Origin of the sequence: Glycomyces endophyticus (assembly GCF_039531525.1) — a bacterium.
GTDB classification, from domain to species: Bacteria; Actinomycetota; Actinomycetes; order Mycobacteriales; family Micromonosporaceae; genus Glycomyces; species Glycomyces endophyticus.
Window position 1 is genome coordinate 184,726 of the sequence record NZ_BAAAQF010000009.1, and the last position, 22,146, is coordinate 206,871.

Annotated in this window: 16 protein-coding genes, 1 tRNA gene and 1 pseudogene; 6 read left to right on the forward strand and 12 right to left on the reverse strand. The window is 72.1% G+C overall.

All coding sequences use genetic code 11. The annotated features are described in order from the left end of the window. The 8 genes from ABD419_RS13650 to cobA all read right to left on the reverse strand — a co-directional run bounded on the left by ABD419_RS13650 (window position 1) and on the right by cobA (window position 10,750). Window positions 1-2,160, reverse strand: coding sequence for a transglutaminase TgpA family protein (locus tag ABD419_RS13650; protein ID WP_344487258.1), 2,160 nt, complete (start codon window positions 2,158-2,160; stop codon window positions 1-3). After that, window positions 2,157-3,395, reverse strand: a complete 1,239-nt coding sequence (locus tag ABD419_RS13655; RefSeq protein ID WP_344487260.1) for a DUF58 domain-containing protein — start codon at window positions 3,393-3,395, stop codon at window positions 2,157-2,159. The genes ABD419_RS13650 and ABD419_RS13655 overlap by 4 nt, the downstream gene beginning before the upstream one ends. Beyond that, window positions 3,392-4,372 carry an AAA family ATPase gene (locus ABD419_RS13660; protein WP_344487314.1) on the reverse strand — a complete coding sequence of 327 codons (981 nt, stop codon included), beginning with the start codon at window positions 4,370-4,372 and terminating at the stop codon, window positions 3,392-3,394. The genes ABD419_RS13655 and ABD419_RS13660 overlap by 4 nt, the downstream gene beginning before the upstream one ends. A gap of 57 nt (window positions 4,373-4,429) precedes the next feature. Continuing rightward, window positions 4,430-7,051 (reverse strand): fibronectin type III domain-containing protein, encoded by a 2,622-nt coding sequence (locus ABD419_RS13665; protein WP_344487262.1) that lies wholly within the window; start codon window positions 7,049-7,051, stop codon window positions 4,430-4,432. Window positions 7,052-7,336: 285 nt separating this feature from the next. After that, window positions 7,337-7,756: a type II toxin-antitoxin system VapC family toxin gene (locus ABD419_RS13670; RefSeq protein ID WP_344487264.1), complete on the reverse strand. Its 420-nt coding sequence runs from the start codon at window positions 7,754-7,756 to the stop codon at window positions 7,337-7,339. Continuing rightward, window positions 7,749-8,021, reverse strand: a complete 273-nt coding sequence (locus ABD419_RS13675; protein ID WP_344487266.1) for a type II toxin-antitoxin system Phd/YefM family antitoxin — start codon at window positions 8,019-8,021, stop codon at window positions 7,749-7,751. The genes ABD419_RS13670 and ABD419_RS13675 overlap by 8 nt, the downstream gene beginning before the upstream one ends. 215 nt (window positions 8,022-8,236) lie before the next feature. Beyond that, complete coding sequence (locus ABD419_RS13680) at window positions 8,237-9,328, reverse strand: DUF1611 domain-containing protein (RefSeq protein WP_344487268.1); 1,092 nt, start codon at window positions 9,326-9,328, stop codon at window positions 8,237-8,239. Between the two features lie 228 nt (window positions 9,329-9,556). Then, a complete protein-coding gene (cobA, locus tag ABD419_RS13685) occupies window positions 9,557-10,750 on the reverse strand; it encodes a uroporphyrinogen-III C-methyltransferase (protein WP_344487270.1) in 1,194 nt (397 codons plus the stop codon). Between the two features lie 236 nt (window positions 10,751-10,986). On the opposite strand from cobA, the gene ABD419_RS13690 reads away from it, so the two are divergent. Continuing rightward, window positions 10,987-13,164 carry a transglycosylase domain-containing protein gene (locus tag ABD419_RS13690; protein WP_344487272.1) on the forward strand — a complete coding sequence of 726 codons (2,178 nt, stop codon included), beginning with the start codon at window positions 10,987-10,989 and terminating at the stop codon, window positions 13,162-13,164. Between the two features lie 6 nt (window positions 13,165-13,170). Here the strand turns inward: ABD419_RS13690 and ABD419_RS13695 are convergent, their stop codons facing one another. After that, complete coding sequence (locus ABD419_RS13695) at window positions 13,171-13,953, reverse strand: SURF1 family cytochrome oxidase biogenesis protein (RefSeq protein WP_344487274.1); 783 nt, start codon at window positions 13,951-13,953, stop codon at window positions 13,171-13,173. 36 nt (window positions 13,954-13,989) lie between these two features. Here ABD419_RS13695 and ABD419_RS13700 point away from each other — a divergent pair, with 36 nt between their 5' ends. Beyond that, on the forward strand, window positions 13,990-15,330 hold the full coding sequence (locus ABD419_RS13700; RefSeq protein WP_344487276.1) for a dipeptidase: 1,341 nt from the start codon (window positions 13,990-13,992) through the stop codon (window positions 15,328-15,330). Between the two features lie 50 nt (window positions 15,331-15,380). Here the strand turns inward: ABD419_RS13700 and ABD419_RS13705 are convergent, their stop codons facing one another. Next, window positions 15,381-16,385: a M48 family metallopeptidase gene (locus ABD419_RS13705; protein ID WP_344487278.1), complete on the reverse strand. Its 1,005-nt coding sequence runs from the start codon at window positions 16,383-16,385 to the stop codon at window positions 15,381-15,383. 422 nt (window positions 16,386-16,807) lie between these two features. Here ABD419_RS13705 and ABD419_RS13710 point away from each other — a divergent pair. Continuing rightward, window positions 16,808-16,881: transfer RNA gene (locus ABD419_RS13710), tRNA-Arg, on the forward strand. Between the two features lie 13 nt (window positions 16,882-16,894). Here ABD419_RS13710 and ABD419_RS13715 read toward each other — a convergent pair. Both ABD419_RS13715 and mshB read right to left on the reverse strand, forming a co-directional pair. Next, entirely contained in the window at window positions 16,895-17,581 is a 687-nt protein-coding gene (locus tag ABD419_RS13715) for an MgtC/SapB family protein (protein ID WP_344487280.1), read from the reverse strand. 48 nt (window positions 17,582-17,629) lie between these two features. After that, entirely contained in the window at window positions 17,630-18,508 is an 879-nt protein-coding gene (mshB, locus tag ABD419_RS13720) for an N-acetyl-1-D-myo-inositol-2-amino-2-deoxy-alpha-D-glucopyranoside deacetylase (RefSeq protein WP_344487282.1), read from the reverse strand. 159 nt (window positions 18,509-18,667) lie between these two features. Here mshB and ABD419_RS13725 point away from each other — a divergent pair, with 159 nt between their 5' ends. The 3 genes and pseudogenes from ABD419_RS13725 to ABD419_RS13735 form a co-directional block, all read left to right on the forward strand. After that, a complete protein-coding gene (locus ABD419_RS13725; protein WP_344487284.1) occupies window positions 18,668-19,474 on the forward strand; it encodes a hypothetical protein in 807 nt (268 codons plus the stop codon). An 11-nt stretch (window positions 19,475-19,485) separates the two neighbouring features. Further along, window positions 19,486-21,381 carry a fumarate reductase/succinate dehydrogenase flavoprotein subunit gene (locus ABD419_RS13730; protein ID WP_344487286.1) on the forward strand — a complete coding sequence of 632 codons (1,896 nt, stop codon included), beginning with the start codon at window positions 19,486-19,488 and terminating at the stop codon, window positions 21,379-21,381. Continuing rightward, window positions 21,381-22,133 (forward strand): annotated as a pseudogene (locus ABD419_RS13735) (succinate dehydrogenase/fumarate reductase iron-sulfur subunit); the annotation flags it as partial. The gene ABD419_RS13730 and the pseudogene ABD419_RS13735, both read left to right, overlap by 1 nt. Window positions 22,134-22,146 lie beyond the last annotated feature (13 nt).

The window sequence follows — 22,146 nt, forward strand, 5'->3', positions numbered from 1 at the left end:
CTAAGTGAGGAAGCGTTTCCACCGTTTCACCTGGTGCCGGACCCGCTTGGGGTATTCGCCCGCGACGGCGGCCGCCGCGCGGGCGTCCTCCTCCGTCACGGCGCCGGGCGCGAACGCCGCGGCGTTGACCAGACGGGGCAGCGGCCCGATGTCGGCCTCCAGCGACGCCAGCCGCGCCGCGGCCTCCTCCGCGTTCGCGTGGCCGGGCACCCGCACCCCGGCGCGGGCGGCCGCGGCGAGCACCTCGGCCCAGGCGCGGGCGACGCGGTCCGCCGGACCGCCGCGGGTGAGCCGGCGGCGCCGCCGCAGGGCCCGCCGGGCCTTGAGCACCAGCGGCACGCAGGCCAGCAGGAGCGCGCCGAGCGCGTACCAGGCCCACAGCGGGACGCCTCCGGCCTCCTCGGCGAGCTCCTCGTCGAAGTCGCCGTCCTGTTCGAGCGCCTCGTCGTTGAAGTCCTCGGCCTCGCCGCCGCCCCCCTCGTCCTCCTCGGGGGTGGGGGTCTCCTCCTCCATCTGCTCGAGGGTGTCCTCGGGCGGCGTGGGGACGGCGTCCGGCGCGGGCATCGGGTCGAAGCGGACCCACCCGACCCCGGCGAAGTCGATCTCGGGCCAGGCCGAGCCCTGCCCGGCGGTGACGGTGCTGGACCCGCCGGGGACCTCGAAGCCGACGACGACGCGGCTGGGCAGGCCGACCAGGCGCGCGATGATCGCGTACGCGGCGGCGAAGTGCTCGCTGGTGCCGCGCTGGCCGCCCGCGTCGGCGGGGTTGCCGAGGAAGAACCCGAGGGCGGGCAGGTCGTGGCCCGAGGGCGCCTCGGGGTTGTAGGCGTAGTGCTGGGCGAGGAAGTCCGCGAGCCCTTGGGCGCGTTCGAAGGGCGTGTCGTACGTGGCGATGACGTACTCGGCGATCGTCGCCATGATCTCGGGCGTCCCGGGCGGGACCGCGACCGTGGATCCGTCGGCGAGGTTCGGCCGGGCGGTCTCGGCGCCCGCCGGGTCGACCGCGACCAGCGCGGACTCGACGTGGTACGTGGAGCCGGTCGCGAGGCCGTCGGGCGTGAGCAGGCACCGGCTGGCGAGGTTCACTGCGATGGGGAGGCCGGTGATCGTCGCCGGGTCGGCGGCGGCCGGCACGAGCTTGCCGCCGAGGCCGATGATCTCGACGTCCGCGGAGAAGTCGGCGTCGCCGCTGCCGGGGATGACGGTCCCGGCGGTGCGGAAGTCCCCCGCGGCCTGCCAGGTCGTGCCGTCGTACTCGGTGAGGACGGCGAGGCGCATCCACGAGTCGCCGCTGGTGTCGGCCTCGAACAGCTCCTGGTCGGGGTATTTGGACCAGGCGGCGATGCGCACCAGCGGGTTCAGGTCGATGTCGGTGAGCTGCGGCGGCTCGACGTACTCGCGCGGGTCGCCGGGGTCGGCGGTGACCAGCCGGGCCGCGGCCGGGCCGAGGAGCGCGACGGCGGCGAGGAGGACGCAGGTGGTGACGACCGCGCCCATGAGCGCGGGGGCCTTCGAGGGCGCGGGCCCGTCGACGACGGCGTCGCCGTCGGGCCGGCGCTCGGGCGGGGCGGCGGTGACGGCGAGCGCGGCCGCGGCGAGGACGCAGTACGCGAGCGCGTACACGGTCCCGCCGTCGGCGTTCGGGCCCACGAGGTACAGCCCGGCGGCGTACAGGAGCGTCGGCGGGAGGCAGCCGAGGAGCGTGCGGCCGTAGCGGATCGCGAACTCGCAGGCGAGGGTCGCGGCGAGCCAGGTCAGGAACACCGGGACGACGACGGTGTCGGGCGCGGGCTCGACCGGGATGAGCGCGGTGAGCGTGCGCGGCACGGCGTTGACGAGCGCGTCGACGATCGTCGCCGGGAGCGGCTCGGTGCCGTCGGCGGTGAGGGCGATCGCGCCGAGCAGGTACGCGGTGAGGCCGACGAGGGAGGCGCCGGGCGCGAGGAACGAGGGGCGGTTGCGGAGCGCGAACCCGATCGCGAAGGCGCCGAGCGCGGCCCCGGCGACGAGGAGGACCAGGAGCCTTCCGTGGTAGACGCGGGCGGCGACGGTGCCCGCGAGCACGCACATGAGGGTGAGGCAGGCGGCGACGGCCGCGACGCGCAGGCGGTACCGGGCGCGCCGGGCTCGGCGCTGCCGCGGGATCTCGACGGCGGTCACAGGCGAGTCCCGCCGCTGTTCCAGGCCGCGGCGAACTGGTCGCCGTCGGCGGCGCGGACCGTCGGCAGTCCGCCCGCGAGGGACGCGGACGCGGGGAGGCCGAGGGCGAGGTGCACGGCGATCACCGTGGGGTAGGCGCGCTTGAGCATCGCGAGGCGGTCGGTGGGGGGCTCGGTCCCGGTGATCCACACGAGCGTGTCGCCGTAGCGGGCGGCGGTGAGGCGGGCGACGTAGGCGTCGAGGGAGTCCTTCGCGTTCGGTTCGAGCTCGGCGAGGAGGTCGCCGTAGGAGTCGCGCCCGGCGCCGGAGACCGTGGCGCCGGAGGCCGGCACCAGCGCGGCGTGGTACTCGGCGCGGAAGCACGCGGTCAGGATCGAGTACGCGGCCTCGCAGGCGGCCTCGAACGGGCCGGGCGACTCGGGGGACGCGGGCCAGGACTCGGCGCGGTCGTCGATCGCGATCGCGACCGTGGGGAGGGAGGTGTCGAGGTGCTCCTTGACCATGAGCTTCCCGATCCGGGCGGAGGTGCGCCAGTGGACGTGCCGCAGCTCGTCGCCGATGACGTACTCGCGGAGGGCGTGGAACGTGAGCGAGCCCTGCTCGACCTTGTCGGCGGTGCCTTCGAGGGAGCGGGCGAGGCCGTCGGGGGTGCGGCCGAGCCGGTGCAGGCGCGGGTGGATCCACAGCCGCGCGGCGGACCCGAAGTTCCCGGCGGTCGCGGCGAGGCCGAGGAGGTCGCGCTTGCCGATGCCGAGCGGCCCGGCGTCGACGACGCCGCGGCGCTCGGCGTCGATCGTGTAGCTCGCGCCCGCGCTCGCCCCCGGGCGCAGGCGCGCGAGCGGGACGGCGACGCGGCGCGTCTCGATGCTCGGGCCGCCGTAGGCGTCGACGGCGCGGGCGTTCACCGCCCGCCAGCGCCCGGCGTTGCGGACGGTGAGCTTGACGGTCGCGGTGTGGCCCACCGAGACCCGGTCGGGGGTGACGGTCCGCTCGACGTCGAGCCGGGGCCTGGCGGCGATGACCGACCCGGCGGCGGCGCACGCGAGGGCCGCGGCCGCGCCGAGCGCGGCGAGTTCGGGGTAGCCCCAGAGCCATCCGGAGGCGGTGAGCGCGGCGGCGGCGATCGCGAGGCCGACGCCGCGGGCCGTGACGGGCACGGCGAGGAGCCGTTCGGCCAGCGCGGAGCGGGGCGCCGCGGCCGGGCCGCTCGCGCCGTCGGGGCGGGCCTCGCTCATGCCGCCGCGGACGGCAGCGGGACCGGGACCTGGTCGAACGCGTCGGCGACGACCTGCGCGCCGGTGGCGCCGCGCATGGCGGCGTCGGGGGCGAGCTGGATGCGGTGCGCGAACACCGGTCCGGCCAGGGCCTTCACGTCCTCGGGGATGATGTAGCTCCGGCCCTGGGAGAGCGCGAAGACGCTGGCGGCCCGGGTGAGCGCGATGAGTCCGCGGGGGCTGACGCCGACGGCGACCTGCGGGTGGTTGCGGGTGGCGTTGGCGAGCTGCACGAGGTAGGCGTACAGGGGCTCGGCGATGTAGACGTGCTTGGCCATCTCGGCCATCTGCGCGACGGTGTCGGTGTCGACGACGGCGGCGAGCTGCTCGGGGCTGCGCTGGTGGGTGCCGCGCAGGACCTCGATCTCGGCGGCCTCGACGGGGTAGCCGACCGAGAGCTTCACGAGGAAGCGGTCGAGCTGGGCCTCGGGGAGGCGGTACGTGCCGTCCATCTCGACGGGGTTCTGGGTCGCGACGACGAGGAACGGCTGCGGCACCTGGTGCGGGCGGCCGTCCACGGTCACGCGGCCCTCCTCCATGACCTCCAGGAGCGCGGACTGCGTCTTGGGGCTGGCGCGGTTGATCTCGTCGGCGATCACGATGTTCGCGAAGACCGGGCCGGGGTGGAACTCGAACGCGCCGCTGGCCTGGTTGAAGATCGTGACGCCGGAGACGTCGGAGGGCAGCAGGTCGGGCGTGAACTGGATGCGCCGCCACTGCCCGGAGACGGCCGCGGCGATGGCGCGCGCCATCGTCGTCTTGCCGGTCCCGGGCACGTCCTCGAGGAGGATGTGGCCCTCGGCGAACATGGCGGTGAGCGCGAGCCGCACGACCTCCGGTTTGCCGAGGACGACGGTGTCGACCGCCGAGGCGAGCCGTTCGAACGCGGCGGCGAAGGACTCGGCCTGCGCGGCGCCCAGCTGGACCGGTTGCTGCATGCGCTTAGGCACTCGCAGCGGATGGGTCTGCTCGGTGTCGTGCATTGATGTCTCCTGCTAGCACTGCGGGAGGTCCCCGGTGGAGTTCTTGCCGACCCCGTCGATGTTGATCCATGCGAAGGGGACGTACGCGTTCGAAGCGTAATCGATCTTGATCCACTTGTTCGTGCCGTCTTTGCCCTCGTGATAATCGTGATAGCCGTCCTGCTCCTGGCCGCGCGGGGTGATGGTGGTCCCCCCGGTGGTCCAGCAGTAGGCCTTGTAGCGGTCCCCGGTGTTGGTGACGCCGAGGTTGCTGCCGCCGCTGGGCGAGCTGTACACGGAGACGCCGTCGACGGAGTCGCAGTAGTCGGTGTTCATCGAGTCGCAGCCGAAGAACACCTCGCCGTTGATCGTCGAGGTCTGCGCGCTGTACGCGGCTGAGGTCGCGTTGCCCGCCGGGTTGGTGATCCGGATCTGGAAGCTGTAGCTCGTGGAGGCGTACAGGCCGGTCACCGCGTAGACGTCCGGGCAGGACTTGGTCTCCTGGTTGACGCCGTCCGCGAGCAGGGTGCACTGCGCGTCGGCGCTGCCGCCGTCGTCGATGGCGAGGGTGAGGTTGATCTGGCCGCCGGTGGACTCATGGCTGGAGATCTGGACCGTCGGCGGCGCCATCGTGTTCGAGGTGGTGGTGGCGGGCTGGGACTGGCCGGCCTCGTTCACCGCCACGACCGAGACGTTGACCTGCTCGTTGTTGCCGAAGCCGGAGAGGCTCGCGGTGGTGCCGGTGACCTCGACGGACTGGCTGCCCGCGGTGACGACGTACTTCTGAATGTCGCGGCCGTTGTTGGACGGCTGCACCCAGGACACGTTGATCGTCCCGGCCTCGGTCGTGGAGCTCTCGGCGAACGGCGACGCGGGCGCGTCGGGCACGTTGAACGGCGTCACCGAGTTCGACTGCGGCGACGGCGCGGAGGCCGCGGCACCCGACAGGCTCGTCACCTGGAAGACGTAGCCGAGGCCGTATTCGAGGGTCCCCGCGGTGCTCTGCAGTTCGGTCCCGGTGGCCTGGCCGACGACGACCTGCTCGCCGCCGGAGGCGATCGCCTCGACCTGGTAGCCGGAGATGTCGTTGCCCTCGCCGTCGGCCTCCTCCCACTGCACGGTGACCGTGCCGTCGGGGTTGGCCGTCGCGGTGACGGCGCCCGGCGCGCCGGGGACGTCGGCGGAGGGCGTGATGGACGGCGAGGTGACGGTGTCGCCCGCGCCCTCGGCGTTGTGGGCGGTCACGGTGAAGGTGTACGGCTGGCCGTTGTCGAGGTCGCCGATCTCGAGCACGCGCTGGCTCGGGGCGATCTCCCAGGTCTGGCCGGCCCCTTCGACGACGTACTTCGTGAGGGCGGAGCCGTTGTTGGGGGCGGCGTCCCACGAGAGGTTGATGAGGCCGTCGCCGACGGTCCCGTCGAGGTTGGTGACGGCGCCGGGCGGGCCGACCTCGGGAGCGGACTCCTGGTCGCCCTCCTCTTCGCCTTCGTCGTCGCCGCCCTCGTCCTCCTCGGTGGGCGGCGCGTCGCCGCCGAGGATGTCGTCGCGGTTCTTCGGGGCCAGTGCGGCCTCGCCGTCGGCGGAGACGACCACGGCCGCGTTCGTGTTGACCGCGTTGGCGAACAGCGTGTCGCCGGTGTGGTACAGCTCGACGGGGCCGCCGCCGGAGTCGATCTCGATGCGCTTGATCTCGTTGCCTTCGAGGTCGTAGACCCAGACGATGCCGGAGGCGCCGTCGGGCACGTAGATCCGCTCGTGGAACTCGACCGAGGCGCCGAGGAGCTCGGAGGAGCCGGCGGCGATCTGGAAGGTCCGGGTCTGGTCGTCGTCGACGGTGACGACCGACGGCGGGTCGGTGACGGTGACCGAGGCGACCGTGCCGGGGCTGGTGTCGGCGGTCTCGGTGGGTCCGGCCAGTTCGACGGCGGTGACGGTGCGGCGGCCGTCGGCGCGGATCGTCGTCATCTCCTTGGCGGTGGAGTTGAGGACGGCCACGCCGTCGCCGAGGACGGTGAGCGCGAGCTCCTGCCGGGGCTGGGCCACGACCTCGGTCGCAAGGGTCTTCGCGCCGGAGTCGCGCGGCTCGATCTGGACGATGGTGCCCTCGCGGGGGACGCCGATCCACAGCATCCCGGTGGCGTCGAAGGCACCGCCGGTGAGGCCCGCGGGGAACTGGAGCGGGTCGCCGATCGCGGAGAGGGTCGCGGGGTCGACCTGGTTGACCAGGCCCTGCGTCTGGTCGATGATGAACGCGCCCTCGTCGGAGAGGGCCACGCGCACGCCCTCGCCGGGGGCGGTCTCGGCCGAGCCGGTGAGCTCCAGCGTGGAGAGGTCGATCGCGGAGACCTTGCCGGTGGCGATCTCGCGGAGCAGCAGGTGCGAGTCGGTCTGCTCGACCTGGACGGCGTTGCCCATCGCGTCGGTGACGTCGAGGCGCACGTCGGTGGCGGCGGTGAGGCCGTTGACGCGGGCGAGTTCGCCGAGGGGGGTCGTCCACAGCCAGAGGCTCGCGTCCTCGCCCTCGTTCTCGCGGCTGAACGCGCCGGTGCCCAGGAGGGTGGCGACGAGCGCGCCCACGAGCACCACGGGGAGTCCGACCGCGATGAGCAGTCCCTTGACGTTCAGGCGTCGGGCGTCGACGTTCGGAGTGGTCATAAGGGGGGTCCTCTGCGCTTCCGGTACAAGTCTGCGGCTCGCGGGCCTGCGCGGGGTTCGCGCTGACGGGGTGCGGGCGGGGCGGCGCACGAACCCGAGCCTAATTCGCGGGTGCAACTAGGACCAGGCTGCCATTGTCACAAGACGGTAAAGGTCTCGGGTGCGGCGAAACGGCGCAAGCCGGTCAGGTTACCGATGCGTAGAGACAGGACGGAACCCCTTCGGACGCAGCGACGGGGGGGCGCTTCGCGCACCGCCGTCGGCGTCTCGGAGATCGATCGTCCGCTACACCGCGACGACCTCCAGCAGCGACTCCAGCGGAGTGAAGTCCTTCGGGTTCCGGGTGTAGAGCGGCAGGCGGTTCCGGATGGCGATCGAGGCGATCATGAGGTCTGCCGTGCACGTCCGCGGCTTGCGGCCGGACGTCAAGACGAGCAGATTGACGGTCCCGAATACCCGCGCCGACGCCTCGTCGAACGGCAGCGGATTCCTGAACACCTGCTGCGCCCAGTGCAGTCGCTGCATGCGGACGGCCTCCTCGGGCACGTCGTGCCGCGCCGCGTTCGGCCCCGCATGCAATTCCGCGAACGTCACGGTCGTGATTGCGCGAAACCGCGGCAGCAGGTTCGAGTCGAGCCTCCGGTAATCGACCACTACCGAGGTGTCTAGTACGGCGAATTCTCGCAGCGACCGGTCGTCAGCCATCGCGGCGCTCATACGGATCGCGAAGGCCCTGGTCGATGTGTTCGGCAAAGTCTCGGCGGAGCCGTTCGAAGTCGACTCCCGGCACGCCTTCGACAGACAGGTCCATGACCTCAGCCGGCACGAACGGGCTTTCATCGACCAGTGGCATCAGCCGGGCGATGGGCGTGCCGTTCCTGGTAACGATGATCTCCTCGCCTGCTTCCGCGGCGCGCAGGACAGCGGCGCTGTCGTTGCGGAGCTCCTTCTGAGTGATCGTGCGGCTCATGCCCCCAAGATAATTCCAAGAGCCGCCAGAAGGCCCATAGGACAATCGCGAAGCCTGGTCATGACGGTGTGTCGAGCGCGCCGCCCCGGGCACGGAAGCGGCGGTGCGCCTCGCGCACCGCCCGTCGGGGGTTCTCGGTATTCGGTTCACTGCCGCGGCGGCGCATCGCCTGCGCCGCCGTCGGTCCTGCCGGGTAGTAGGGACAAGGGGACGCGCTAGGCGGCCTCGCCGAGTTCGAGGACGCCGCCGCGACGGGAGCGGGCGACGCCGGCCATCGCGAGGACCTCGGCCGCCACGTCGGGCGTCGCGAGCTCGTTCGGCGTGTACACCGGCGCGTCCATGCCCGCGACGGCTTCGCGGATGGCGAGCAGGGACTGGGTGAGGCGGCCGGAGGCGGCGATCACCGGGAGGCCCAGGGCGCGCAGGTGCTGGGCGCCGTAGCGGGCCCCGGCCGCGTCGGCGGCGGCGAGGACGACGCCGTCGACGAGCTCGCGCACGATCGGGAACTCCAGCAGGGCGGAGGTCTCCGCCTGGAGGATGCCGTCGGCGATCTCCATGACCACGGCGTCGACGTCGTGCGCGGCGGCGTGGTGGTAGAGCGTCTGGGCGAGCTCGGCCAGTTCGGGGACGGGGACGCCCGCGGTCGTCGGGTAGCCGCCGTCGGTGAAGTCGGCGGCGACGACCGCGCCGGAGTCGCGGAACATCCACGGGTCGCCGCCCGCGCCGGTCCCGGTGATCTTGATGCCGGCGACGCGGCGGCCCGAGCGGGACAGGCCCCGGATCACGGACGCGGCGGTGGTCGACTTCCCGGCGTTCATCGAGGTCCCGACGACGCACACCACCGGCGGGTGGTCGCCCAGGCCGAACGGGGCGAGCACGTTGAAGCGGCGCAGGTCGACGGGCGTGCCTTCGCGGTCGGCGAGGATGCCGATGGGCTCCAGGCGGGTCGGCGGGCGCATGTCGCCGTGCCGGGAGAGGACCTCCCCGGCGACGCCGCCGGCGGCCACGAGGTCCACGGAGGTGCCGAGGACGTCGGGGATGCGGGACTCGTACTGGTCGGGGGCGTAGCGCTCGCCGAACGCCAGCAGCACCTCGTCCCCGGGGTAGATGGCGGCCTTGCGGCCGGTGGACAGCTCGAGCCAGTTGTGGTGCCCGATGGCGTCGACCCGTGCGACCAGGATATGGCCGGCGCGGGGCGCGCATTCGTCGACCAGGGTCAGTCCGGGCAGCGCCATGTCGACGTTGCGGACCGCATAGGCGACTTTGAGCCGCGAAGCGAGCTCAGCAGAGAACTCACGAATGCGCATGCACACTCCAAAGAGGACAAAAAGGGTGAGCGAGAGACCCCGCTCATTTGGAAGTACACCGCTGGTCCAGAACGTGACCACGGTGGCAGACGCGGCGATCGCCGCGCTGTTGATGGACGAATATTACGGCCTGTGTTCGCGCTTGTAAAGAGTGGATTAGGTAAAAGTGCGGCGACCCCGAGATGACACTTCGGGGCCGCCGCAATACCGGTCTCCAGCTGCGGAAACTCACAGTCCGCGGGCCCTCGCCGCGACCGCTCCGATGACGATGACGGCCGGGTGGTGCGCCTCGGTGACGCCCAGGTCGGCCAATCGGCATTCGCGGACCGTCTGGTTCTTCGTCGTCGCGCTCTCCACGATCCGCACCGGGGTCGATCCGGGCCGGCCGCCCGCCATGAGCGCCGCGGCGATCGCGGCCCGGTTCTTGACGGCCATGAGGAGGACGACGGTGCCGTTGCCGGCGCCGAGGGCGTGCCAGTCGACGAGGCTCTGCGGCCCGGGCGGGACGTGGCCGGTGGCGACGGTGAAGTCGTGGACGACGCCGCGCTCGGTGACGGGGACGCCCGCGGCGGCGGGGCCGGCGATGGAGGAGGAGAGGCCGGGGACGACCTCGACGGGGACGCCGGCGTCGAGGCACGCGTCGAGCTCCTCGGCGCCGCGGCCGAACACGAAGCCGTCGCCGCCCTTGAGGCGGACCACGAACTTCCCCTCGCGGGCGCGTTCGACCATGACGGCGTTGATCTGCTCCTGCGTGGTGTGGCGGCCGTACGGGAGCTTCGCGGCGTCGACGATCTCGACGTCGTCGCCGAGCATGTCGAGGAGCTCCTGCGGGGCGAGGCGGTCGGAGACGACCACCTCAGCCTGGCGGAGCAGTTCGAGGCCGCGCAGGGTGATGAGGTCGGCGTCGCCGGGGCCGGCGCCGACGAGGGCCACGCCCGCGGGGCGGACGCGGCGGGCGCGCGGCGCGTCGATGGCGCCCGAGCGCCCGGCCGCGGCGACGGCCTCGGCGACGGCGGCGGCGCGGGCGAGGTCGCCGGAGGCGGAGACGGCGACGCTGACGCCGTCGAAGGCGGCGCGCGCGAGCGTCCAGGCGTCGGAGGCCTCGGCGTCGTCGCTGCGCACGCACCAGGTGCGGCGGGACTCGGCCTCGGCGGCGACGGCCGCGTTCACGGCGGGGTCGTCGGTGGCGGCGAGCACGAACCAGGCGTCGTCGCCGTCGCCGGGGCGCCAGCCGCGCCGCTCCCACTGGAGCTCGCCGGAGGCGGCCAGGTCGGAGAGGGTGGTGGTGACCTCAGGGGCGACGACGAGGACGCGGGCGCCGGCGTCGATGAGGCGGGGCACGCGCCGCCCGGCGATGGTGCCGCCGCCGACGACGAGCACGGCCTTGCCGTGCAGCCGCAGTCCGACTTCGTAGACCGACACGCGCGTCTCCTCTGTGCTCTCACCTGGCGTCCGGGGGCGCCGGACCTCGACAAGCGTAGGCGGGTTTCGTCGCGTGCGTCTAAACGGCTCGTTGCGAGCCTGTTACGCGGCACGCCCGTGACGAGGCGGCCTGGAGTGATGCGAGTCCGATTTGCATTCGGTCCCTTGGCGAAAGCGATACCGACCCTCGTGAGGATTTTCACCTTGGCGTGATCCGTGTGCCCTAGGCTGGATATATGCGCGATCGACCCCGCCAGCACCGTGTGCCCGGACTGTCCGCACACGGGAGCGACCGACCCGGACCGCCCGCGGAAGGGGTGTACGCCCTCCTGCGCACCAGCGTCCTCGCGGGGCTCGCGATCGCGGCCCTGCTGTTCCCGCTGGCCGCGATGGCGGGCCTCAGCGCGAAGGCCGGCTTCAACGCGATCGACACGTTGTCGGTCGAGGTGACCGAGACCGACCCGCCGCTGACGTCGTACGTCTACGCCTCCGACGGCGAGACGCTCATCAGCCTGTTCTACGACGAGTTCCGCCGCCACGTCTCGCTCGACGAGGTCGCGCCCGTCATGCAGCAGGCCATGGTCGCGGCCGAGGACTCGCGGTTCTACCAGCACAACGGCGTCGACTACCGCGGCATCGTGCGCGCGTTCGTCGCCAACAACTCCTCGGGCGGCGTCGAGCAGGGCGCCTCCACGATCACCATGCAGTACGTGCGCGGCGCGCTCCAGCTCAACGCCGAGTCGATCGACGAGGTCATCGCCGCGACCGAGCAGACCGCGACCCGCAAGCTCACCGAGGCGCGCCTGGCGATGGCCGTCGAGGAGCAGCTGACGAAGGACGAGATCCTCGAGCGCTACCTGAACCAGGCGTACTTCGGGCACAACGCGTACGGGATCTTCGCCGCCGCGCAGGTGTACTTCTCGAAGCATCCGTCGGAGCTGAGCCTCCAGGAGGCCGCGACGCTCGCCGGGCTCGTGCAGGCCCCGTCGGCGTACGACCCGATCGTCTCCGACCAGACCGACGCGCTCGCCCGCCGCAACTGGGTGCTCGACCGGATGGTCGACATCGACTACCTGTCGCGGGGCGACGCGTCCGAGGTGCGCGGCCTCCCGATCGAGCTGCACGTGTCGGACCCGCCGAACTCGTGCATCGGCGTCGAGGGGACCCCCTCGGAGTACGGGTTCTTCTGCGACTACTTCCGCCGCTGGTGGCGCGAGCAGGACGCGTTCGGGGCGACCCCGGCCGACCGGGAGCGCGAGCTCCGCCAGGGCGGGTACACCATCATCACCACGCTCGACCCGGAGCTGCAGAAGCTCGCGAACGACACGGTGAACGACGCGAAGAGCGAGGAGTCGAAGTACGCGCACGGCGCGGTCCTCATGGAGCCGGGGACGGGCCGGGTCAAGGCGCTGGGGCTGAACCGCACGTTCTCGTACGACCAGAGCCACAACGGCCCGCACTCGAACCCGTCGTTCGACCGCAAGGGCAACTACCCGAACACGGTGAACCCGGTGCTCGGCGGCGGCGCCGAGGGCGGGTACCAGGCGGGGTCGACGTTCAAGATCTTCACGCTGCTGGCCGCGCTCGACGCGGGCTACCCGCTCGACTACAACATCTACTCGCCCAACCAGGTCCGGACCAGCTTCGTGTCGGCGACGACGGCGTGCGGCGGGAACTGGTGCCCGAAGAACAGCTCGGCGGCGATGGCCGGGAACCGGGACATGTGGTCGGGCTTCGGGATGTCGGTGAACACGTACTTCGCGCAGCTCATCGACCGGGTCGGCGCCGACAAGGCCGTGGAGATGGCCGAGCGGATGGGCCTGGAGTGGCGCAGCGAGGGCGACGCGTACTACGCCTCGGAGGAGCGGCGCTCCGGCTGGGGGCCGTTCGTCCTCGGCGTCTCGGACGTGCAGCCCATCGAGATGACGAACGTGTTCAACACGCTCGCGGCCGAGGGCGAGTACTGCGAGCCGATCCCGGCGCTGCGGATCATCGACCCGCAGGGCCAGGAGCTGGACGCGGCCGCGCCGCGCTGCCACCAGGAGCTCGACAAGGACGTCGCGCGCGCCGCCACCGACGCGGGCCGGTGCGTCACCGAGACCGCCCGCAAGGGCGCGCAGTGCGGGTCGTGGGGCACCTCGCCGGTGGTCGGGAAGCTCGCGGGCCGGCCGGTCGCCGGGAAGTCCGGGACCACCGACAACAACCGGACCTCGTGGTTCCTGGGGTACACGCCGCAGCTGACGATCGGGGCGTTCATGGCCGACCCGGACTACATCTTCAACGAGGTCGGCACCGCGAACACGACGGTGTCGAAGGCGACCGTGGGGGCGATCTTCAAGGAGGCCCTCGAAGGCGAGGAGGTCATCGACTTCAAGGCGCCGTCGCGGGAGATCCAGTACGACGGCAAGGACTGACCCGGGTCAGAGGGAATCGGCCGCTTCCGCGTCGGGGGCGGCCGTCTCCGCGTCCGGGGCCCTCCCGGCCTCGTCGAGGTCCTTGCGCTCGCGGCGCACGAGCACGGTCCAGCCGACCGGGACCATGCCGGCGAACAGCGCCCACTGGACGGCGTACGAGTAGTTCTGCCAGTCCTTGAACGAGGGCGTCTCCAGGGCGGTGAGGCCCTCGGCCGGCTCGGTGTCGGCGACCCACGCGGACCGGAACTCGTAGTCGAAGCGGGAGCCGAGCATGTCGATGCTCAGCCGCCGCGACTCCAGGTGCCCGTCGACCTCGGTGACGCCGCCGGACGCCTCCTCGTACTCGTAGACGCGGCCGGTCACGGTGACCTCGCCGGCCGGCGGGGCCGGGTAGTCGGGGACGGAGCCGGTGTTCTCGGAGGGCACGAACCCGCGGTCGACGAAGACCGCGGTCCCGTCGGCGAGGACCAGCGGGGTGACGATCTCGAAGCCGTTCAGGCCGCCGTTCGTCTGGGCCCGCAGCACGACCTCCCGGTCGGCGTCGTACACGCCCGTGGCCTCCACGAGCGTCCACCGCACGTCCGGGTCGAGGCCCTCGCCCGCGGGCAGCGTCTCGTCGAGCGGCGCGGACTCGATGCTGGTCTCGATGACCTCGTTCGCGGCGGCGCGCTGGACGGCGCGGCCCCACTGCCACTGCGAGAGCAGGGCGCAGACGACCATCACGACCACGCCCGCGAGCGTCAGGAGGACCCAGCGGGGCGCGAACACGAACCGGTATCGCTGCAACACGTCGCCGAGTGTAGACCCGGCATAGGATTGCGCCCCATGAGCGATGTAGTGAATGCGGTGCGCGCCGCCCTCCCGGGGGTCCGCGCCGATCTGGAGGCCCTCGTCAAGATCCCGGCGATCGCCTTCGACGGACTCGACCACGAGCCGGTCCGGCAGGGCGCCGACGCCGTCCAGCGGCTCCTCGACGAGGCCGGCGCGGCCGAGTCGCGCCAGCTCTCGCACGGCGGCGGGCAGCCGAGCGTGTACGCCCACTTCCCCGCGCCCGCGGGCCAGCCGACCGTGCTGCTGTACGCGCACCAGGACGTGCAGCCGGTCGGCGACCTCGCCAAGTGGGAGCAGGACGACCCGTTCACCGTCGTCGAGAAGGACGGGCGGCTGTACGGCCGCGGCGTCGCCGACGACAAGGCCGGCGTCATGGCGCACGTCGCCGCGCTCCGCGCCTTCGGCGGGAAGCCGCCAGTCGGCGTGAAGCTCCTCATCGAGGGCGAGGAGGAGTTCGGCTCCCCCACCCTCGAAGGGCTCCTGCACGCCAACCGGGACCTCCTCGCCGCCGACGTGGTCGTCATCGCCGACTCCACGAACTGGCGCACCGAGGTCCCCGCGCTCACCACCACCCTGCGCGGGGTCGTCAACGTGTACGTCGAGGTCGCGCTCCTCAAGGTCGCGGTGCACTCGGGCGTGTTCGGCGGGCCGGTCCCCGACGCGCTCACCGCGCTCGCGCGGCTGGTGGCGACCATGCACGACGACGCCGGCGACGTCGCGGTCGAGGGCCTGGTCTCGGGCCCGTCCGCGCCGCTGGACTACGACGAGGCGGCGCTGCGCCACGAGGCCGGGCTGCTGCCGGGCACCGAGTTCATCGGCACCGGGCGCCTCACCGAGCGCCTGTGGACGAAGCCGACGGCGACCGTGCTCGGGATCGACGCGCCGGGCGCGGCCGAGTCCGCGAACGCGCTCCAGCCGAGCGCCCGCGCGAAGGTCTCGTTCCGCCTCGCCCCCGGCGACTCCGCCGAGCGTGCCCTCAAGGCCGTCCGGGCGCACTTCGAGGCGCACGCCCCGTGGGGCGCGCAGGTCACCGTCACCCCCGAAGGGGGCCTGGGCGACCCGTGCGCGATCGACGCGACCGGCCCGTCGTTCGACGCCGCGCGCGCGGCGTTCGCGGAGGCGTGGGACGGCACCGAGCCCGTCGAGATCGGCATCGGCGGCTCCATCCCGATGATCGCGACGTTCCAGGAGCTCTACCCCGAGGCCGCGATCCTGGTCACGGGCGTCGAGGACCAGTACTCGAACCCGCACGGCCCCAACGAGTCCCTCGACATCGAGATGTTCGAGCGGGTCTGCACGGCCGAGGCGCTCCTGCTGGAGAAGCTCAAGCGGTAGGGACGTCGAAGGGGGCCCGGTCGGACGACCGGGCCCCCTGTCGCGTGCGTCTAGAGCCCGTCGCGGAACTTGCGCAGGAGCTTGGCGAGCGGGTCGCCGGAGGTCTCGAACAGGTCCTTGTAGGACTTCGCGGCAGCCTTGGCCTCGGCGGAGATCGAGGCGTCGCCGTCGCCGTCGCGGCGCGGGTAGCCCCCGGCGAGGTACTCGCGGTACTCGCCCTCGTCGATCCAGGTCTTGACCGCGGCCGCCCGGGCGACCGCGAAGTCGTGGCTGCGGGTCTCCAGCAGGATCAGCTTCAGGAAGCTGTCGCGCAGGTCGCCGCCGGTCTCGAACTCCTTGGCCTGCTCCAGGAACGCCGCGGTGTCGACGTCGCGGAGGTCGCCGCCGCCGGCGAGCTTCGCCATGACGCGGATCGCCGCGGCCGGGTCCTGCACGGCCAGCGCGCCGGCGCGGTCGGCCGAGAGCTCGGCCTTGCGGCTCCACTCGTAGAGCGCGGCGGTGATGACCCGCAGGCCGACGACGCCGACGGGGATCCACGCGACCGAGGTGGTCAGGCGCAGCAGGACCATGAGGAGCGTCCGGTAGAGGCCGTGCCCGGAGAGGGCGTGGCCGAGCTCGTGGGCGAGGAGGAACCGCAGCTCGGCGTCGTCGAGGAGTTCGAGGGACCCGGAGTTGATGACGACGACCGGCTTGTCGATGCCGATGCACATGCCGCCGAGGTCGGGGTTGCGGGTGATGTAGAGGTCGGGGAGGTCGGTCGCGTCGAGGACGGCGGCGACCGAGAGGTAGGCGTCGTGGACGCGGGCGTACTGGTGGCGGTCGACCTTGATCGCGGAGCCGAGGAGGCTCAGGCGCAGGGAGCGCTCGGAGATCATGCCCGAGAGCTTGCGCAGGACGATGTCGAAGCCGCGGAGCTCGCGCAGGGCCACGAGCGCGCCGCGGTCGGCGGGGTGCTCCCAGGCCCGGGTCGATATGCCGCGCAGGACGACCGGTCCGCGAGCGGTCTCGCGCAGTTCGTTCGGGGCGTCTTCGGCCGGTGGCCGCTCGTCGCTCATGCCCGCTCCTCACAGTCGGCTCTGGTGCAAGTGTGGCACGGCGGCGCCAGCGGCGGCGTCACCGCGATGCGCGGGGGCCGGGGGGCGGGCCGGGCGCGCACGCTGCGTGCGCGTCCGGTGCACGCCCGGATTCGGCCCGCGTGTCCTTTAGGGCCGCAAGCGGTCGGGAGGCATAGCGGGCATAGCCGCCCACTTAGGGCGAGATAACGAATCAGCCTCAACACGCCGCGTGCCGCTTGACACTTGACGGCTCAAGGACTACTCATTGATGTGGGTCAGCAATTCCGGGGCGTCGTAGAGAATCGTTTGGGGTGTTCTCGCGACGCCCCGTATCCGTGCCCGCATCTCCGCTCCCCGTCCCCCGCGGGGCCCCGGGGCCGGGTATTCTTGCGCTGGCGCGGCGCCGTGTGCGACCCCGCCGTGCCTCCGTAGCTCAGCTGGATAGAGCACCGGACTTCTAATCCGATGGTCGCAGGTTCGAATCCTGCCGGGGGCGCTCCTCCCCCGGTTCACATCCCGCCGTTGGCGACGTCCTCCTGGTACGTGACGGCGACGATCCCCTCCTTGCCGGTCAGGTCGGCGGTGAGCGCCTTGATGGAGCCGCGTCCGGCGAGCATGAGGTCGGTGGACCGCTCGCCCTCCTCGCCGTCCTCCTCCTCTTCGATCTCCACGACGGTGAAGCCCTTGTCGGTGCACGCCGCGAGCACCTCGGTGAGCGCCGCGGAGCTGGTGTACTTCAGATGGAGCCGGCCGGTGTGCTTGGCGTGCTTGGCGATCCAGTCCTCGACGGGGGCGAGCCCGGCGACGACGAGGAGGTGCATGACCGCCACGACGACGGCGACCCAGTACAGGCCGGCGGCGCACGAGACGGCGATGGCGGTGACCGACCAGATCGAGGCGGCGGTGGTCATGCCGAAGACGAGGTTGCGGTGGAAGAAGATGACGCCCGCGCCGAGGAAGCCGACGCCGGTGACGACCTGCGCGGCGATGCGGGCGGGGTCGACGCCGGGGGTGCCGGGCTCGATGCCGCCGAAGCCGTAGCGGCCGGCGAGGACGAAGAGGGCGGCGCCGACGGCGATGAGGGCGTGGGTGCGCATGCCGGCGGGCTTGCCCTGCCACTCGCGTTCGGCGCCGACGGCGATGCCGAGGACCAGGGCGAGGGCGACGGGGCCGAGCTGGGTCAGGAGTTCGTTCATAGTGATCGATTCAATACCCGATCCGGGGCGGCGCGAATCCTCCGGGGCTCAGGCGAGGAGGTCGGACTCCCAGCCGTGCGGGCCCTCGCCGGGGCCGCGCTCGCCCTTGACGAGCACGTAGTACTCGGCGGCGGCGCCGCCGCCGAGCTTGTCGCCGAGGAGGTCGAGCCAGTCGCCGGGGGCGATCTGCGTCGCGTGGGCGGCCATGGCCTCGCGCTTGCGCGCGGCGGCGCGCGGCCCGGCGGCGATGCGGGCGTGGATCGCGTCGTCGGGGGCGCCGAAGGGCAGGTCCTCGACGGTGGCGGCGCCCGCGAAGGGGTTGTCGGCGGCTCCGGCGAAGGCCGCGAACTGCGCCTCGATGACGGCGCGGGGGATGGTGGTCCAGTAGATCTTGCGCACGTCGTGGGCGGCGCCGAGGCCGGGGCGGTACGCGGGGTCGGCGGCGAGGGCGGCGGCGCGCATGGCGACGCGGTGCGCCTGGATGTGGTCGGGGTGCCCGTAGAAGCCGTCCGGGTCGTAGGTCACCAGCACTTCGGGGCGGCGGTCGCGCACGACCGCGACGAGGTCGGCGGCGGCCTCGTCGACGTCGGCGCCCCAGAACGCGCGGGGGTGGCCGTTGGAGGGGAGGCCGATCATGCCGGAGTCGCGCCAGCGCCCGACGCCGCCGAGGAAGTGGGTGTCGGCGACGCCGAGGGCGGCGACGGCGGCGCGGTACTCGGCCAGCCGGTAGCCGCCGAGCTGGTCGGCCTGGTCGGCGGCGAGCTGCGCGAGGTGCGGGACGCGGATCTCGCCCTCCTCGCCGAGGGTGCAGGTGACGACGGTGAGGTGCACGTCGGGCCGGTCGGCGTAGTGGGCGAGGGTGGCCCCGGTGGAGACGGTCTCGTCGTCGGGGTGGGCGTGGACGAACAGGATCCCGCGTGCGCTCATGGGGGCAAGCGTAGCGGCGGGGGGCCGCCACTCGCGCCCCAGAAGCCGCCGGGAGCACTCAAGAGAAACTTTGCAATCTACAGTCCCAGAACGAGGAAAGCTCGTAATTGTGATGTACCCCATGGACTTACGTCACCGGTTCAGGGATATCCTGCGCTGATGACCACGACCGAAGACAGTGCCGTCTCGTCGCCGCCCCGGGCCGCCATCGCGGCGAGGAACCTGCGGATCGACAACTGGCGGCGGGGCCCCATCCTGACGGTTCTCGGCATCACCGCCTGGGTCGCGTACGCGACCTTCCGGGTCTTCTACCAAGGCGACTACTGGGTCGCCGACTACCACTACCTGACGCCGTTCTACTCCCCGTGCGTCTCCGAGGGCTGCGTCCCCGACGCCGCCCACTTCGGACGGTTCCTGCCAGACCACCCGCTGCTCCCCTACGCGGCGCTGAGCCTGCCGTTCCTGCTGGCGTTCCGGCTCACCTGCTACTACTACCGCAAGGCCTACTACCGGTCGTTCTGGCTCTCCCCGCCCGCGTGCGCCGTCCCCGACGGGCACGCCAAGTACACCGGCGAGACCCGCTTCCCGCTCATCGTGCAGAACTTCCACCGGTACTTCTTCTACGCCGCGTTCCTCATCTCGGTGATCAACACCTGGGACGCGGTGCTGGCCATGCACTCCCCCGACGGCTTCGGCCTCGGCATGGGGAACCTCGTCCTGTGGGCGAACGTGGTCCTCCTGTGGTGCTACACGCTCGGCTGCCACTCGTGCCGGCACGTCATGGGCGGGCGCCTCAAGCACTTCTCCAAGCACCCGGTCCGGTACCGGTTCTGGACGGTCTCCAGCGCGCTCAACGCCCGCCACATGATGTGGGCCTGGATCACGCTGGCGTCCCTGGCCCTCACCGACTTCTACGTCATGGCCGTCGCCGCCGGCTGGATCACCGACCTCCGCTTCGTCGGGTAACGGGAGCACACATGAGCGACAACACCAACGACGTCGAGCACCTCGCCTGCGACGTCCTCGTCATCGGCGCCGGCGGCGCGGGCCTGCGGGCCGCCGTCGAGGCGCGCCTGGCGGGCAAGTCCGTCATCGTCATCTCCAAGTCCCTGTTCGGCAAGGCGCACACCGTCATGGCCGAGGGCGGCGCCGCCGCCGCCATGGGCAACGTGAACGCCAACGACAACTGGCAGGTCCACTTCCGCGACACCATGCGCGGCGGCAAGTTCCTCAACAACTACCGGATGGCCGAGATCCACGCCCAGGAGGCGCCGGACCGCATCTGGGAGCTGGAGACCTACGGGGCCCTGTTCGACCGCACCCCCGACGGGCGGATCAGCCAGCGGAACTTCGGCGGCCACGAGTACCCGCGCCTCGCCCACGTCGGCGACCGCACCGGACTCGAGCTCATCCGCACCCTCCAGCAGAAGCTCGTCTCGCTCCAGCAGGACGACGAGGAGGCGGGCGAGCCCGCGTCGAAGCTCCAGGTCATCGACGAGACCACCATCACCGAGCTGTTCATCGAGCAGGGCGCGGTCAAGGGCGCCTTCGGGTACCGGCGCGGCACCGGGTCCTTCATGGCGATCGCGGCGCCCGCGGTCGTCCTCGCCACCGGCGGCATCGGCCGGTCCTTCAAGGTCACCTCGAACTCGTGGGAGTACACCGGCGACGGCCACGCGCTGGCGCTGCGCGCCGGGGCGAGCCTCATCAACATGGAGTTCATCCAGTTCCACCCCACCGGGATGGTCTGGCCCCCGTCGGTGCGCGGCATCCTCGTCACCGAGTCGGTGCGCGGCGACGGCGGCGTCCTGAAGAACTCCGAGGGCGCGCGCTTCATGTTCGACTACATCCCCGAGGTGTTCAAGGCGCAGTACGCCGACAACCCCGAGGAGGCCGACCGCTGGTACACCGACCCCGACGCGAACCGGCGCCCGCCGGAGCTGCTGCCCCGCGACGAGGTCGCGCGGGCGATCAACTCGGAGGTCAAGGCGGGCAGGGGCACCGAGCACGGCGGCGTGTACCTCGACATCGCGTCGCGGCGCAGCGCCGAGTACATCACCGAGCGGCTGCCGTCGATGTACCACCAGTTCAAGGAGCTCGCCGACGTCGACATCACGGCCGAGCCGATGGAGGTGGGCCCGACCTGCCACTACATCATGGGCGGCGTCGAGGTCGACGCCGAGACCGCGGCCTCGAAGGTCACCGGCCTGTACGCGGCCGGGGAGGTCTCCGGCGGCATGCACGGCTCGAACCGCCTCGGCGGGAACTCCCTCTCCGACCTCCTCGTGTTCGGCAAGCGCGCCGGCGAGTTCGCCGCCGAGCACGCGGCGGTGACCGAGCCGCCGAGGATCGGCGACGACGAGATCGCCGCCGCGATGGCGGACGCCCTGCGGCCCTTCGCGAACGACGGCGAGAACCCGTACGAGCTGCAGGCCGCGATGCAGGAGGTCAACGGCCGGCTCGTGGGCATCATCCGGCGGGCCGGGGAGCTGGAGGAGGCGCTGACGGAGCTCGCGGCGCTCAAGCCCCGCATCGACAACGTCACGGCCGTGGGCGGTCGCGCCTACAACCCCGGCTGGCACCTGGCGCTGGACCTGCGGAACATGTACCTCTGCTCGGTCGCGACGGCGAAGGCCGCGCTGGAGCGCGACGAGTCGCGCGGCGGGCACACCCGCGAGGACGCCCCGGGCATGGACCCCGAGTGGCGGCGGGTCAACCTGGTGGCCTCGCTCGACGAGGGCGGCGAGCTGGCGCTGGCGCGCCAGGACGTGCCGTCGATGACGCCGGAGCTGCTGGGGCTCTTCGACACCAGTGAACTGTCCAAGTACATGACCCCCGAGGAATACCGGTCGACGGAAGCGGAGGACGCCTGATGAGCACGAGGACCTTCCGGGTGTGGCGCGGCGACGCGGACGGCGGCGACTTCGCCGAGTTCGACGTCGCCGTCAACGAGGGCGAGGTCGTCCTCGACGTCGTCCACCGCATCCAGGCCGAGCACGCGCCGGACCTGGCGGTGCGGTGGAACTGCAAGGCCGGCAAGTGCGGGTCGTGCTCGGCCGAGGTGAACGGGATGCCGCGGCTGATGTGCATGACGCGCATGAACGTCTTCGAGGAGGGCGAGCCGGTCACGATCACGCCGCTGCGGACGTTCCCGGTGGTGCGCGACCTGGTCACCGACGTCTCGTTCAACTACGAGAAGGCGCGGCAGATGCCGCAGTTCGCGCCGCCGGCGGACCTGAAGCCGGGCGAGTACCGGATGCAGCAGGTCGACGTGGAGCGGAGCCAGGAGTTCCGCAAGTGCATCGAGTGCTTCCTGTGCCAGAACACCTGCCACGTGGTGCGCGATCACGAGGAGAACAAGCCGCCGTTCTCGGGTCCGCGCCTGTTCATCCGCGCGGCCGAGCTCGACATGCACCCGCTCGACGCGCGCGACGACCGGCGCGAGGCGGCGCAGGACGAGCAGGGCCTCGGGTACTGCAACATCACCAAGTGCTGCACCGAGGTGTGCCCCGAGCACATCAAGATCACCGACAACGCGATCATCCCGATGAAGGAGCGCGTCGCCGGGGGCCGGTACGACCCCCTGGTGTGGCTGGGCCGCAAGATCTTCCGCAAGGGGAAGAGCGGCACCTCGGCGG

Excerpts from the sequence above, each read along its gene's own strand:
- ABD419_RS13700 (WP_344487276.1), top strand. The coding sequence starts at position 13,990 with ATGAGCGATGTAGTGAATGCGGTGCGCGCCGCCCTCCCGGGGGTCCGC.
- ABD419_RS13670 (WP_344487264.1), bottom strand. The coding sequence starts at position 7,756 with ATGGCTGACGACCGGTCGCTGCGAGAATTCGCCGTACTAGACACCTCG.
- ABD419_RS13680 (WP_344487268.1), bottom strand. The coding sequence starts at position 9,328 with ATGCGCATTCGTGAGTTCTCTGCTGAGCTCGCTTCGCGGCTCAAAGTC.
- ABD419_RS13665 (WP_344487262.1), bottom strand. The coding sequence starts at position 7,051 with ATGACCACTCCGAACGTCGACGCCCGACGCCTGAACGTCAAGGGACTG.
- ABD419_RS13675 (WP_344487266.1), bottom strand. The coding sequence starts at position 8,021 with ATGAGCCGCACGATCACTCAGAAGGAGCTCCGCAACGACAGCGCCGCT.
- ABD419_RS13715 (WP_344487280.1), bottom strand. The coding sequence starts at position 17,581 with ATGAACGAACTCCTGACCCAGCTCGGCCCCGTCGCCCTCGCCCTGGTC.
- ABD419_RS13660 (WP_344487314.1), bottom strand. The coding sequence starts at position 4,372 with ATGCAGCAACCGGTCCAGCTGGGCGCCGCGCAGGCCGAGTCCTTCGCC.
- ABD419_RS13690 (WP_344487272.1), top strand. The coding sequence starts at position 10,987 with ATGCGCGATCGACCCCGCCAGCACCGTGTGCCCGGACTGTCCGCACAC.
- ABD419_RS13705 (WP_344487278.1), bottom strand. The coding sequence starts at position 16,385 with ATGAGCGACGAGCGGCCACCGGCCGAAGACGCCCCGAACGAACTGCGC.
- mshB (WP_344487282.1), bottom strand. The coding sequence starts at position 18,508 with ATGAGCGCACGCGGGATCCTGTTCGTCCACGCCCACCCCGACGACGAG.
- ABD419_RS13730 (WP_344487286.1), top strand. The coding sequence starts at position 19,486 with ATGAGCGACAACACCAACGACGTCGAGCACCTCGCCTGCGACGTCCTC.
- ABD419_RS13725 (WP_344487284.1), top strand. The coding sequence starts at position 18,668 with ATGACCACGACCGAAGACAGTGCCGTCTCGTCGCCGCCCCGGGCCGCC.
- ABD419_RS13655 (WP_344487260.1), bottom strand. The coding sequence starts at position 3,395 with ATGAGCGAGGCCCGCCCCGACGGCGCGAGCGGCCCGGCCGCGGCGCCC.